Raw genomic sequence first — 14,553 nt, 5'->3', positions numbered from 1 at the left:
ACATTATTTATCTTAATAGTTATTGGAACAAATTTTCTTTATTCTTCTAATTTAACTTGAGTATATAAAAAAGTTTATAAAAAATTAAGGATATCTCTTTAAATATCATTTCTATTTCTCAGCGTTAAGATGGTTGTTTGTGCGTTGTTGTCGTAGTTCCAGTCATTTTCTGTTTCGCCTGTTTTGGTGGCGGTGTTTTTGATGGTTCCTGTGGTTGTGTTAATTTTTGCTTTTATGGTGAGTGTGGCTGTGGTTCCGTTGGTGATTGTTCCGATGGTCCATATTCCGTTGCTGTAGCTTCCTTGGGTGGTGGTGTAACTGTCAAATATTAAACCGGTTGGTAGTGTGTCGGTTATTTGGACTCCAGTTGCGGTGTCTGGTCCGTTGTTGGTTGCGGTTATGGTGTATGTGACATATTGGTCGTTTCCTTCGGTGGATGTTTGTTGGGTTTGGTTTATTTGGATGTCGGCGTTGGGTGCTACGTATATAGAGTAATTTTTGTTTTTGTAGTTGTTTGGTGTGTCGTATTGGTCGACGTGGTATAGGCTTGCATTGACAGCTAGGTTGGGTGTGTTGTTGCCGGTTCCATTTACCAGTAGGGATATTTGTAGCCATGCCATTCCGTTTTTGGGCATGTAGTCTATGATCCAGGTTATTGTTCTGGTTAATTCATCGTATGTGGCGGTTCCTACACCTTGAGTGGTGAAGCTGAGGAACTCGTATCCGGTTCCTATAATTTCTTTGATTATTATTCCGGATGCATCATCGGGTCCTATGTTTCTCACATCAACGGTGTAAACTATGGTGTTATGGTAGGCAGATTTTGTCTGGTAAGTCCCTGCTTTTGTATCATAATACCATGGATACTGCAACACATACATATTAACGGTTGGAGTGTAATTTCCTGACAGATCAAGAATGGTTGTTTGTGCGTTGTTGTCGTAGTTCCAGTCATTTTCTGTTTCGCCTGTTTTGGTGGCGGTGTTTTTGATGGTTCCTGTGGTTGTGTTAATTTTTGCTTTTATGGTGAGTGTGGCTGTGGTTCCGTTGGTGATTGTTCCGATGGTCCATATTCCGTTGCTGTAGCTTCCTTGGGTGGTGGTGTAACTGTCAAATATTAAACCGGTTGGTAGTGTGTCGGTTATTTGGACTCCAGTTGCGGTGTCTGGTCCGTTGTTGGTTGCGGTTATGGTGTATGTGACATATTGGTCGTTTCCTTCGGTGGATGTTTGTTGGGTTTGGTTTATTTGGATGTCGGCGTTGGGTGCTACGTATATAGAGTAATTTTTGTTTTTGTAGTTGTTTGGTGTGTCGTATTGGTCGACGTGGTATAGGCTTGCATTGACAGCTAGGTTGGGTGTGTTGTTGCCGGTTCCATTTACCAGTAGGGATATTTGTAGCCATGCCATTCCGTTTTTGGGCATGTAGTCTATGATCCAGGTTATTGTTCTGGTTAATTCATCGTATGTGGCGGTTCCTACACCTTGAGTGGTGAAGCTGAGGAACTCGTATCCGGTTCCTATAATTTCTTTGATTATTATTCCGGATGCATCATCGGGTCCTATGTTTCTCACATCAACGGTGTAAACTATGGTGTTATGGTAGGCAGATTTTGTCTGGTAAGTCCCTGCTTTTGTATCATAATACCATGGATACTGCAACACATACATGTTAACACAAGGTACGTACACATTAACAGTTGAAATATCAGGCGTATTAGGATCATATTCACTCTGAGTAGTCTTGTTTGCGGTGTTCGTTACAGTAGTTTGTGGTGTAGCAGTTCCAGTTATATTCAGTGTTGCACTTGCAAGATAAGCTAAACTTGGAATAGTCCACACACCATCAGCATAACTGGTTCCAGCGGAAGGTGTAACTGTAACTCCGGTCAATCCTGCAGAAATAATATCCTCAATATTGATGTTGGTGGCTGTGTCTGGGCCGTTGTTTGTTGCAGTAACTATGAAAGTCACCACGTCACTCAGGTAACTTCCAGTTTGGGTGAGTGTAACATCAGCCAGTTTAGTGTAAACTGGAATACTGGTACTGTTACCAGGGGTAGGGTTGTATTCAGTCTGATAAATTTCTTCAGCATGGTTGGTTATGTTGATTCCAGCCATGGCTGCTCCTGCCTGACCAGCTATGGTTAAAGTGGCATTGGTGAATTTTTCCAGGAAGTCAATGGTCCAGATACCAGTGTTATAATCGTAAATTCCCACAGAGGGGATTACAGTAACATTTTCAAGCCCTACAGGGATTATATCTTCAATTTGGATGTTAGTTGCATCATCCGGTCCGCTGCAGTAAGCGTTAACAATGATAGTAACGTTATCGCCCACATTCACAGTTACTGACCCAGTGTCCTGACTGTTTACAGTCTGGGTAATGATGGGATCTGATAGTTTAGTGTAAACCACTGCACTGGTAGTGTTAGATAAACTGTTGTACTGGTCTTGAGCAATTCTGGTGGCAGTGTTGGTGGTGTTTAATCCGGCCATGGCTGCGGTGGCAGTTCCGGTTATGGTTAAGGTGGCGCTGGCTCCATTGGCCAGTGAGGCTATGGTCCAAACTCCAGTGTTGGAGTTATAGTATTGAGCACCATTGGAGGGGGTGATGGTAATATTGCTTAATTCTGCAGGAACAATGTCACTTATGAGTATTCCTGTGGCAGTGTTGGGTCCGTTGTTGGTGGCAGTTACCACATAGGTTACTGTATCACCCACATTCACCGGTGTGGTGGAATTCTGTGATAGGGCCACATTGGCTGTCACATCAAAGTTCACAATACTGATAGCCTGCAGGGTGTAGGGAACCATGTCAGCTACAACTAAGTTCTGTTTAGGGTTTAAGTAATCGTCATATAGTAAAGTTCCGTATTTCTGTAGCTGTACCCAGGTAAGTACGGTGGCACTGGTGTTGTAACTGTACCTGCCGTATATGGTTACAGTTGCCTGTCCATTGCTGTTGGTTGTGGCTGTGGTGGTGGTAACACTTGAACTGGATGAGAATGAACCACTGGTAGTGGAGAAGTTCACAGTAACCCCACTCATAGGGTTACCCTCCTGATCGGTTACAGTGGTGGTTAGGGTGGTGCTTCCACCGTTGGGTACTCTGACTGTTTCAGGATCTATTGATATTTGAGAGGGATAGTTGATGGATTCAGCATCATCTATGATCTGCCATGCCCTGTTATAAACAGTATAATCATAATTCCACCAGCCTTCCATAACTCCATCATAGGGGGCTCTTAAACCAGAGATGTATCTGGGGCTGTAAGTCATGAACTGGTAATATCCAGGGTGTTCTGAGTTGTTTCCGGGGTAAACTCCGTATGGTGCTGAGGTGTAGTACCAGATGGCACACTGGATGGCTGCAGCTTCATTATTGGAAAGGTAGTTATTTACATAGTGGGTGAGTATGTAGTTTACTTTACCCCAATCCACCCCTTCAGGTAGATCTCCTGCAGTTCCAGGCAGAGGACCGTTAACTAAGAGAGTGTTACCGGAGGAAATAGGGGTGTATATATCAATACAAAACGCATTATAGGTTGTACCACCATCTGCAGGAATTCTTACTCTCATAACTCCTGCAGCTCCATAATCATTATAATATTTCATATAAACTGAACTATAACGTCCCAAACCAATATATTCTGCTTCGATAGGGGTTAGTAGGAAATCAGCAGTGCCATATGCGGTATTGTCCGTCAGGTTTAAGGTCACAAATACACTACTGTTGGTGACAGAATCGCACCCAATATAGCTGGCTGTTACTTTAAAAATAGTATCAGCGCTGAAAAAGCTGATAGAATAATATCCGTTTTCATCGGTAGTGGCCATGCCCAGAATCCGGTCACTGGTTGAACTTACAGTGACTGTGGCGTTGGGTAGTGCTCTTGTACGACCATATTCTTCAATGGTTACTGTACCATTGATTATAGGATCGCAACCACCAGTTGTGGTTACGTTTTCTGTGATGTTTTCTTCAGTCACGTCCTTTTTTTTCTCTTTGTCATTTGCGGCGGCTACAGTACCACAAAGAGTAAGGACTAATAAGATAGCCATGATAAACATTAATGATTGTTTTTTCATCCTAATTTCTTATTCCCCCATCAAATTCAAATAATATTTTTAGCATATATTGCACCCGTTGGTGGTCGTGAGCAATATAATCTCGTGATCATAATATTCGTTGTTTTTTCTTATGTGAATATATGTATATAAAGATTCCTATAACCACCTATAAATGTGTGAATAACGTCACAAACTTCATTATAGCTCGTGACAATATTCACAAAAACACGGAAAAAGTCGTCTATCAATATAAGTTTTGAAGGTAAATATTCTGACTATTAAAAATTTGTGATTATTACTTATAAAATTTGCTTTTTAATATATAACTATGTGAAAAAAGTCACAAAAGACTGGACAAATATGTGTATTATCTAAGGTGGAGGTAGCTATCAAAAGAAGTTTGTGAATATCGGCACAGAAAGAGGTACTGGTGATGACTATGATCTACTTCTAGGATCGCCTTCTGATATATTATAAGTTACAATAACAAAATTAAGGATCATTATTTTAGAAGGATAAACATGTCCATAATTTCAAGTTTCATAAAATTATCTTCCCAGGATAAAATGGTGGCTATTGAATCTCTATTCTGGGTTATGGAAGTTCGTTTCATGCTCTGGCTTTTCCCTTTTTCTTTTGTTCAAAAAAGAGTCCAGAAAATTGCCAGTTACTTTTCTCGAAGTGATATGAAAGTTCCAATGAATAGAATCAGGTTTATGATACATATGGCTTCCAGGTATGTTCCCCGGGCAACCTGCCTGGTGCAGGCACTGGCAGGATATATATTATTCTCCAAATATGGTTACCATACTCTCATAAAAATAGGAGTTTCAAATGAAGACGGAGTCTTTGAAGCCCATGCCTGGCTGGAATATGGTGAAAATGTGGTTTTAGGGGAATCTGAGAAAGATTATAAAACTATACTGGATATTGATGGTGGATCATGAAATATCTAAAAAACAGCCTACTTGGCCAGTACTCTCGAAACTTAACACAGTTAATGCCCAGAAAGGTTACAATAGCCTTAATTTTAATGGTTTTTTTAAGTTTCACAGAAGCACTGGGTCTTTTAATGTTAGTGCCTCTTTTAGGACTGGTGGGTCTGGATGTGGGACAGGGATCACTGGGCCAGATCGCAGGATTAGTATCTGCTTTTTTTACATATTTTGGATTGCAACCAACCTTGGTAATGGTACTGGTAATTTATGTGATGTTGATAAGCATAGGCGCAGTTTTAACCAGATATCAGTCCATTAAAACCTCAGAAATACAGTATCAATTTGCAGCCCACCTTAGAAAACGTCTTTACAATGCCATCACCAGTTCTAACTGGTTATTTTTCTCTAGAATGAAATCATCTAACTTTGCCCATGCTCTTACCAATGAAATAGACAGAATAAGTACAGGCACTGGTCAGTTTTTAACTTTCATATCAGGGATAATGATTTTAATGGTTTACATTGTTTTTGCCCTTGAATTGGCAGGTGTCATCACAGGGGTGATATTTGCAGTGGGAGTTGTAATTCTTCTTATTTTGAGGAGAAAAGCAAGTAGATCACGTTTTGTTGGTGAGCAAATAACCACCACCACCCGGGATCTCTACTACTCTATTATGCAGCACCTGGATGGTATGAAAACCATTAAAAGTTTTGGAATGCAGAATGAAAACATTAAATTATTCGGAGTACAGGCAGACCAAGTTGCCTTTAATTATTTGGATGCGATTAAGAGTTATGTGGATGTGAAACTGTTATTTGATGTGGGGACCGTGATGGTTCTTGCAGTTATGGTGTTTATCCTTATTGAAGTGGTGAAATTACCCACAGCCAGTCTTTTTTTACTGATTTACCTATTTGTAAGGATGATTCCCCAGTTTTCCACCATACAACGGGCCTACCAGTACTTCACCAACATGTTACCTGCATTTGAGAATGTGATGAATTTGGAGAATGAGTGTCTGGAAAATAGTGAGGATGCAGGATCTGGAGATGAAAAAATAGAATTGAAACAGGAAATCCGCTTTCAAAAGGTTAAGTTTTCATATAGGGGTGAAGACCACTTCACCATAAAAGATATGGATCTAAGGATACCTGCAGGGAAAACCACAGCCATTGCCGGACCATCGGGGGCAGGTAAAAGTACAGTGGCTGATCTGGTTATGGGACTTATCAGACCAGAGGAAGGGGAAGTATCTCTTGATGGAGTACCGGTTTTAAAAAAATCCATTGCTTCCTGGAGGAGTAAAATTGGTTATGTTGCCCAGGAAACTTTTCTTTTCAATGAGAGTATTCGTTTTAATTTATTTCTGGCATGTCCTGATGCTGATGAGGAGGAGTTGAATCATGCTTTGAAACTGGCCGCAGCATATGACTTTGTTTACAGACTACCTGAAGGTCTGGATACTATTATTGGTGATAGGGGTGTTCGTTTATCTGGTGGGGAGAGGCAACGCCTGGCACTGGCACGGGCTCTTTTAAGGAACCCTTCTCTTTTGATAATGGATGAAGCAACCAGTAATCTGGATTCAGATAATGAGAAAAAGATTATAAAGGCCATTGACGACCTTCATGGTGATATAACTATCTTGATGATCGCCCACAGACTTTCCACCATTAAAAACGCGGATTACATTTATCTGGTTGATAATGGGACGATCTTGGAGTCAGGAACATGGGATGAATTGAAAAAGGAAAAAGGATGGTTTTCGGATATTTGTGGGGCTCAAGGTGTTAATTAATAGGGAGTTTCAGTATTCTGCCTTTGCACTTATAATTTTAACTTCATATTTGGTAATCTTCTTGTCAGGATCTGAAAAACGGGCATAGAAGAAGGATTCTCCCTGAGCAGGTATACTTTTGGGATCTATATATGGGGTCTCATTAACAGCAATTTCAGTTCCGTTGTAACCAAATACTGTGACTCTTATTTTAACATTCAAAGCTTCATATGGATTGTCATTTTCCAAATATCCATAGACATAATATCTTGACTCGTTTTGTTCACTGTAGTTGCCTGTGGTGTTATTTGATATTTTAATAGCATCTATTGAGATTTTTTTCTCACCCCATACATTACCTGTCTTATTAGTATCAATACAACCCGAGGAACTTACTATTCCAACGAAAAATCCTAATAAAAGAATAGTTAGAACAATTGACGATTTTTGCATGTTATTCTCCCTGAACCATTACAATCATTAACTTGTAATTTATTATATTAATAGATATATGAAAAATGTTTTAAGGAAAACTGATCACATTTGGCGATTCAATGGATTCAACTATTAAATTCAAGGCAGAAGAAGAATTACTGCTTTGTTGTGCTCACACAGTTATTGACGATGTTACTGAACAGAGAATAAAAAACTTAGTTCAATGTAGTTTAAATTGGGATTATCTTCTTAATATTGCTTTGATGCATGGTTTACAGTCATTACTCTACTGGCAACTCAATCGTATCTGTCCAGATGAAATTCCATCTGAATTTATGGGTATTTTAAAAGGATTTTTAAACAACAACGCTAAAAAGAATTTATTTTTCATGCAAGAACTCATTGAAGTTATAAAAACTTTAAATAATCACAATATTGAATCAGTCCCATATAAAGGCCCTATCTTAGCCCTACAAGCTTATGATAACATTTCAATGCGCCAGTTCGGTGATCTTGATCTTTTGGTGAAAAAAGATGATGTTCCTCATGTTAAGGAAATATTGATTTCTAAGGGTTATAGGCCTGAATTTGATCTGGATGCAGCTCAGGAACGAAATTATCTGAATTCTCAACGTGAATTAAAGTTCCTCCATGAAAGTAAAGGAATTTCCCTTGAAGTACACTGGAAATTTTCCGGAGTTTTTCTAAATTTACCTTCAAATGCTGAGGAAATCTTTTTAGACAATCTTGCTTCATTGGATATTGGAGGGGTCCCGATTCCAAAAATCTCTCCGGAAAATCTTATTTTGATACTTTCAATACACAATGCGAGCCATCAGTGGAGTCGATTAGCATGGCTGGCGGATATTTCAACTCTAATAAATAACCAGAAGATCGATTGGTCGCAAGTTTTAAAAATATCCCAACAACTCTCTATTCAAAAAATTTTATTTATCAATCTATATCTATGTCAGTTACTTCTTAATTTAAAACTGGGACCTATCATATCAAAGTTTTATGATACTGAAGTGATAAAGGTATCAGATAGGTTCGTTAACAGATTATTTTCGGATAAATTGGAAAATAGTTTAATAGAGGATATGCAAATAAGTTATAGGTTAAGGGAGAAAAAAATTGATGGGATAAAAGATGTTTTTAGTGGGATTTTTAATCCATCTTTCTATGAATTGAACAATCTAGACCTACCACCATCCCTTTTTTTCATATATTACATTTATCGCCCATTAAACCTTCTGAAAAGATATAAATTATTTTAATAGGTTATTGAAAAAATTATTCTTAAATAACTCCACAAAAGATATATAATTAAGAACTAATACCAATTTGATAGTAAGGCAAGATTGATTTCAAGGAAGGATATTTTTAATGAGCACCTCAGTATCAGTGATCATAGTAAACCATAATCACAGGCATCACATAGAAGAATGCCTAAAAACGATCTACAATGACAAATCCCTAGAAATAATTGTGGTTGATAATGTATCAACAGATAGCACTCCAGGGTTCATAGAAGAGCATTTTCGGATGTCAAATTAATAAAAAATCCTGAGAATACAGGATATGGATCTGCGATTAATTTAGGGGTTGAATATTCCACCCATGATTTTTTGGTTATATTAAATCCAGACACTAAGTTAAAACATGATTCTATTGATAATCTCCTTAAACCTCTTGCTGAAAATCCAAATATTATAACAATTCCCAAGATCCTGGTTTATAATGGAGAAAAGATTAATACCTGTGGCAATAAACAGCACTTCACTGGAATGGCTTTCACTAGGGGTGTGGGAGAAAAACCAGATGCTTGGAACGATTCAATGTTTGTTAATGGATTATCAGGGGCATGTTTTGCTATTTCGCGGAAGAATTTCCTGGAATTGGGATGTTTTGATGAAAACATTTTCCTCTACATGGAGGATTCTGAACTTTCCTGGAGGATTAATGCTAAAGGTCTGAAGATATTGTATGTCCCAGAATCAGTTGTTTATCATGATTATGAATTTGAAATGCTCCCCGTAAAAAGATATTACGTGGAAAAAGGGTATTTATTAAACAGTACCATATCCCAATAAAATAACAATCAGAAATCAGTAAGGTTACGGTAATGAAAATTATTATAACATCAGTAGTTGATTTGAAGAAATCTCAACATAACAGGCCCCATCAATTTGTGAAGTATTTATCCAAAAATCACGATGTCTCTGTTCTTAGTGTAAATGATTGGTGGAAGGGAGAACAAGGTGATCTGGAACTTTATTCATCTGGTTTTGATGATATATTTTATAAAATTGATTATCACTATTTGACTGATAGAAAGGTCATGCCTTTCTTACAAGAACTCTTGTTTACAAAGAAGATAAAAGAACTTTCAAAAGAAGATTTTGATGTTCACTTCAATTATAATAGTTTAATTACAGGATATAGAATGTCAAAATATTTCAAAACAGTATTTGATCTTGCTGATGATTTACCGGGGATGATACGAAAATCACCACAGATACCTAGATTTTTAAGGCCAATTGGTGGACTTATGGGTGATTATTACCTAAAAAAATGCATTAGAATTTCTGAAGCTGTGACTTTGACAACACCAGAGCTCAGGAATAACAATCACATACAAAAACAAAAGGTTAATATAATACCAAATGGGGTTGACACCCAAGAATTTTCATATTACAAAAATTTTAAAAAAGAATTAGGGTTAGATGGGTTTATAATAGGATATGTTGGGGTGTTAAGAGAATGGGTAGATTTTAAACCTGTTTTTAAAGCGATTAAATTTTTGGATCCAGAAATCAAATTATTAATTGTGGGAAGAGAAGGTAGGTTTAAAGAAACAAAGGAACTAGCCGTTAAATGTGGGGTGTCTGATCGGGTGATATTTGCTGGGATGATTCCTTATTCACAAGTTCCTAAATATATATCGGCAATGGATGTAGGAATTATACCTTTTCATTTAGATGGTATTGCTCATAACGCACTACCTATTAAGTTATTTGAGTATATGGCATGTGAAAAACCTGTGATATCCACAAAACTTGATTCATTGACAAACCAATTCTTAGAAGATATTTTATATGTTTCTGATGAAAATGATTATGCAAATATGATTAAATTACTCTATGAAAATCATAATTTAGCAAGAAAATTGGGAAAAAATGGAAGAAGGATCGTTAAATTGAATTACAATTGGGAAATGCAAACAAAAAGACTAGAAAATATTTTAGAACGATTGTTATGAAAATATGTTTAGTATGTTCACCAGGTGGACATTTAATTGAGGGTTTGAAGCTAATTTCTGCATCTGAAGTTCATGATGACATAATTTTAATAACTCACGATGAAGCTTTCACTTTAGATATCCCTAGGATTAAAAAAATATATTATGTTAAGAACTTTCTAATAAAAAGGGTAGATCAAAGCAAACCACTCAAATTTCTGTTTATAATTTATGCAATGATTTATTTATCATTCAATGAGTTCATAATACTTATAAAGGAAAGACCAGACCTTATTTTATCTACAGGATCTGAAATAGCGATTCCTGCTTTTTTAATCGCTAAAATATTAAGGATAAGAACTATCTTTGTTGAAACTTTAACAAGGGTAACCGAACTGTCTGGAACTGGGAAAATATTACTTCATATTGCCAACTTGTTCATAGTACAATGGGAATTTTTGGCTAAAAAATATAAAGACGCAATATTTAAGGGAAACATCCTTGAAACGATAGAAATTGATGAAAATAAATCTAAGAACAACTTCATATTCGTAACGGTGGGAACTGCATCTTTTCCGCGCTTAGTTAAGATTATGGATGATTTGGCAAAGGTTATTCCTGAAAAAGTTATAATACAATTGGGGAGAACAGATTACACGCCAAAAAATGCCGATTATTTGGATTTCACCTCGGATTTAGATGAATTTAATATGATGAATCAGCAAGCAAAGATTGTTGTTTCTCATGCAGGAGTAGGAAACGTTATAAACATTTTGGAAAATAATGATAATTTAATTGTTTTTCCAAGACTTGAAAAATACAATGAACTTATTGATGATCATCAACTCGAATTTGCAAAAGTTCTGAACAAATCATCTATCGCACATGTAGCTTGTAGTGAAAAGGATATATATAATTTTATAATAAATATTGACAAACTTAGTCAAAGAACAACTTTTAAAGATAGTAATCAATCAAATTTTTTAAATTATCTTAAGGAAGCATTGAAATCAAATTTGCAGGTGTAATTTTGGGAAACCAGAGATATTTTTCAGCACAAGGCGTTTTGAATTTTATAGTTATAGATAATACTAATTTAAAGTTATTTGATACTTTCTATAAACATTATCAAAATTTTGAAGTAGTTGAAATGCCTGAAAAAGTTGATCTTGTCATAAAATTAGGTAATTTCACCCCTAAAACTGAAGACAAGTATGTTGTAGGTTATAGTAAATATTATATTGGGTCTGATTATTTTCATGTAAAAAAAGAGTCGTATAAGGGTGCAGATTGGAGTTTTGAAGTTATTGGATGGGATAAAAAAACAACCACGGTTAATATTGATTTCAATACATCCGGCAGAATTTTCATTACAGGGAATGTAATCGATTTTTTAATCCAGTGGAAACTTTTACAGAAATCTTATTCGTTGATTCATGCATCGGGAATTAGTAAAAACGGTAAAGCCGTAATTTTTTCCGCACGAGGAGGTGGAGGTAAAACTTCACTTGCTTTAGAGTCATTAAATCATGATTATAACTTTTTAAGCGATAATTATCTCATGCTGAAAAATGGTATTATTTTCGGTTTTCCAACTTCATTAAGCCTTTTTACATATAATTTATCGGAGATTATTCTCAAAAACTTAAAAAAAACCGAAAAACTATCTATAACTTTCAAGAATTTTGTTTATAAATTGAGTAGGGGCTATGCGAAATTTTTCACAAAGATAAATCCGCAAAGAATCAGTGATTTAACTTCACATTCTTCTCTGAGCACAGTTTTTATAATTAAACCGATCGAACGAGGAGAAAATCAACTAATTATTAAAAAAATTGAACGTGAAAGGGCACTTAAAAAAATATTTTATAACCAAATGTTGGAATTTCCTTTTTTTAATCAGTATATTGAAATATATTCTTATATTTTCCCTGGAAAAAAATTTTCAAAACACTGGGATTTATATTTAGAAATTTTAGACCAGAATTTATCTGAAAACATCAATTTTTATGAAATATTAACTGATGGTCATTACAGCTTTGATGAGCTTCTAAAAAAAATAGATGAAATTATTTGATGGGATCACATGAAAAATCAAAATTTAACTAAACATTTTTCTATTCATGGTTTAATTAACTTAGAAATAAACAATGAAAAAGGGACATTATTTGGCGCCACTTCTTTAAATAATCCGCTTTCTTATTTCGAAGTTGATCATATTGGAAAAGATGTAGATATTTGTATGAATATAGGTGATTTTAAACCCAAATTTAAAGAGAATTATTTGGTTGATCATAAGTATCATATTAATGAAAATTACTTGTACGTTGAGGATTATGGGAACTCTGCTAATTGGAAATTGGAAATTGAAGGTTTAGAAGAACCTCCCGTTACCATTAATTTTAATGGAAATATTAAAGGGATTTATAAATACATTTTTGCAGATGCTTTAGCATTTGAAGTTGTATTAAAACCAGTGATAGAATTACTATTAGGATTTAAAGGTTATTTTTTGGCACATGCGGGATCTATATCAATGAATAATAATTCTGAGCTATTTTTTGGTACTGAAGGAAGTCTTAAGACAACTATCATATTAGAGGGTCTTAAAAGAGGGTATAGAATTTTGGGAGATGACAAGGTTATTCTAGATTTGGATAGAAAAAAGGCATTTAGTTTTCCTGTTTATCCTCAATTATTTGAATATACCGTGGGTGTTGGTAGAGAAGAATTAAGTTTTACAGATAAATTTAAATTCCTTTATCAATCATTTAAGTATAAAAAATCAGCCGAATTTTGGGAAAATCAATCTTTTATATTTAATAAGGGATTCTTACTCAAGAGATTTAAGAATAAAGCGGAACCTACTATTAAACAGGATGAAAATCACCAGATTTTAACTAGTATAATAAATAATAATAAAGGAGAAATGTATAATTCATCTCTTTCATCGATTGTTGGCAAAAATAATTTTCCTAATTATTTATTGGCCTATTCGTATATATTTAATAGTGGAAATATAGCCGAATATTGGGTTAATCTTGAGAATAATTTATATGAATCATTTAAAAATATTACGTTATATGAGATCAATATTCCTGAAAAATATAATGAGACAACGCTTAAGAAAATATTCACAATGATAGAGGATTTTCAATGAATTATGTTTTGATTACCCCACTTAAAGATGAAGAAAAAAATATTCATACTTTAAAAGAGACGGTTTTTAACCAAACGAAAAGACCTGTATGTTGGGTAATTGTTGATAGTGGCAGTGAGGATAATACTTTTTATTTACTGAATGAACTGGCCAAAGAATATGATTGGATTATTGTTACTAAACAAAAAGTTTTCTTTGAGAATGGTTATGGACATTTGAATTTTTCTGAAGCTATTAATGAAGGTTATGAATTATTAAAGAAGACATGCATAGATTATAACATTAAATACTCGTTAATTGGTAAAACTGACGCAACGCCTATCTTAAGTGAAGATTATTTTGAAATTTTGTCAAAAGAAATGATTAATGATGGAAAATTAGCAATAACATGTGGAATTCAAAAATTAGTTCGAAATGGTAATGAATTTATTATAAAAAAATCATATAACAATATTTTAAGCAATTTTAATGATATAAGATTGTATAGAGTTGATTTTTTTGAAAAGTTTGGGGGTTATCCATTGGCACCGTCTCCAGACACAATACTATTAATAAAAGCGTTAAATAGGGGATGGAATGTGAAAGTAGTAAATAAAACTTATTTTAGGAAGAATCGGTTGGGTGGATCGAAAATTGGCGTTTGGGAAGGTTCAAAGTTGAAAGGTAGATATATGTATATTCTTGGTTATCATCCTTTAATTGCTATGCTAAACGCATTCGAAAATTCTAGAAAGATTCCACCATACTATCAATTTTTACCAATGTTGTTGGGATTTTTATTAGCCACATTAAAACATGAAGAAAAATTTCATGACAAGGAAATCAGAGAATATTATGGTAAAAATCGATTAAAACAAATAATAAAATATTTTAAAAGGTAAATGAAGGACGTAGAAGATGAAAAAGTTTCTTACTAATCCTAAAATGA

The 14,553-nt window shown here is 35.1% G+C and carries 10 protein-coding genes and 1 pseudogene; 9 read left to right on the top strand and 2 right to left on the bottom strand.

What is annotated here, in order from left to right:
- Window positions 1–98: 98 nt before the first annotated feature.
- Entirely contained in the window at window positions 99–4,091 is a 3,993-nt protein-coding gene (locus J2743_RS04030; RefSeq protein ID WP_209625282.1) for an Ig-like domain-containing protein, read from the bottom strand.
- Between the two features lie 503 nt (window positions 4,092–4,594).
- Between J2743_RS04030 and J2743_RS04025 the strand changes: the two genes are divergently transcribed.
- Window positions 4,595–5,020: a lasso peptide biosynthesis B2 protein gene (locus J2743_RS04025; protein ID WP_209625281.1), complete on the top strand. Its 426-nt coding sequence runs from the start codon at window positions 4,595–4,597 to the stop codon at window positions 5,018–5,020.
- Entirely contained in the window at window positions 5,017–6,810 is a 1,794-nt protein-coding gene (locus J2743_RS04020; protein ID WP_209625280.1) for an ABC transporter ATP-binding protein, read from the top strand. Before J2743_RS04025 ends, J2743_RS04020 begins: the two co-directional genes overlap by 4 nt.
- A 9-nt stretch (window positions 6,811–6,819) precedes the next feature.
- Here the strand turns inward: J2743_RS04020 and J2743_RS04015 are convergent, their stop codons facing one another.
- Window positions 6,820–7,242 (bottom strand): hypothetical protein, encoded by a 423-nt coding sequence (locus J2743_RS04015; protein WP_209625279.1) that lies wholly within the window; start codon window positions 7,240–7,242, stop codon window positions 6,820–6,822.
- A 101-nt stretch (window positions 7,243–7,343) separates the two neighbouring features.
- Between J2743_RS04015 and J2743_RS04010 the strand changes: the two genes are divergently transcribed.
- From J2743_RS04010 to J2743_RS03980, 7 genes and pseudogenes are all read left to right on the top strand, one after another.
- Window positions 7,344–8,501: a nucleotidyltransferase domain-containing protein gene (locus J2743_RS04010; protein WP_209625278.1), complete on the top strand. Its 1,158-nt coding sequence runs from the start codon at window positions 7,344–7,346 to the stop codon at window positions 8,499–8,501.
- A 109-nt stretch (window positions 8,502–8,610) separates the two neighbouring features.
- A pseudogene (locus J2743_RS04005) lies at window positions 8,611–9,317 on the top strand (glycosyltransferase family 2 protein).
- A 32-nt stretch (window positions 9,318–9,349) separates the two neighbouring features.
- On the top strand, window positions 9,350–10,486 hold the full coding sequence (locus J2743_RS04000) for a glycosyltransferase (RefSeq protein ID WP_209625277.1): 1,137 nt from the start codon (window positions 9,350–9,352) through the stop codon (window positions 10,484–10,486).
- Complete coding sequence (gene pssD, locus J2743_RS03995) at window positions 10,483–11,493, top strand: PssD/Cps14F family polysaccharide biosynthesis glycosyltransferase (protein WP_209625276.1); 1,011 nt, start codon at window positions 10,483–10,485, stop codon at window positions 11,491–11,493. The genes J2743_RS04000 and pssD overlap by 4 nt, the downstream gene beginning before the upstream one ends.
- Window positions 11,494–11,495: 2 nt before the next feature.
- Complete coding sequence (locus tag J2743_RS03990; RefSeq protein ID WP_209625275.1) at window positions 11,496–12,542, top strand: hypothetical protein; 1,047 nt, start codon at window positions 11,496–11,498, stop codon at window positions 12,540–12,542.
- Window positions 12,543–12,551: 9 nt separating this feature from the next.
- Window positions 12,552–13,625, top strand: coding sequence for a hypothetical protein (locus J2743_RS03985; protein ID WP_209625274.1), 1,074 nt, complete (start codon window positions 12,552–12,554; stop codon window positions 13,623–13,625).
- Window positions 13,622–14,506 (top strand): glycosyltransferase family 2 protein, encoded by an 885-nt coding sequence (locus J2743_RS03980; RefSeq protein ID WP_209625273.1) that lies wholly within the window; start codon window positions 13,622–13,624, stop codon window positions 14,504–14,506. The genes J2743_RS03985 and J2743_RS03980 overlap by 4 nt, the downstream gene beginning before the upstream one ends.
- Window positions 14,507–14,553: the final 47 nt, after the last annotated feature.

Origin of the sequence: Methanobacterium petrolearium, from assembly GCF_017873625.1 — an archaeon.
Classification (GTDB): Archaea; Methanobacteriota; Methanobacteria; order Methanobacteriales; family Methanobacteriaceae; genus Methanobacterium; species Methanobacterium petrolearium.
This window is presented reverse-complemented; position numbering and strand designations above follow the sequence as displayed.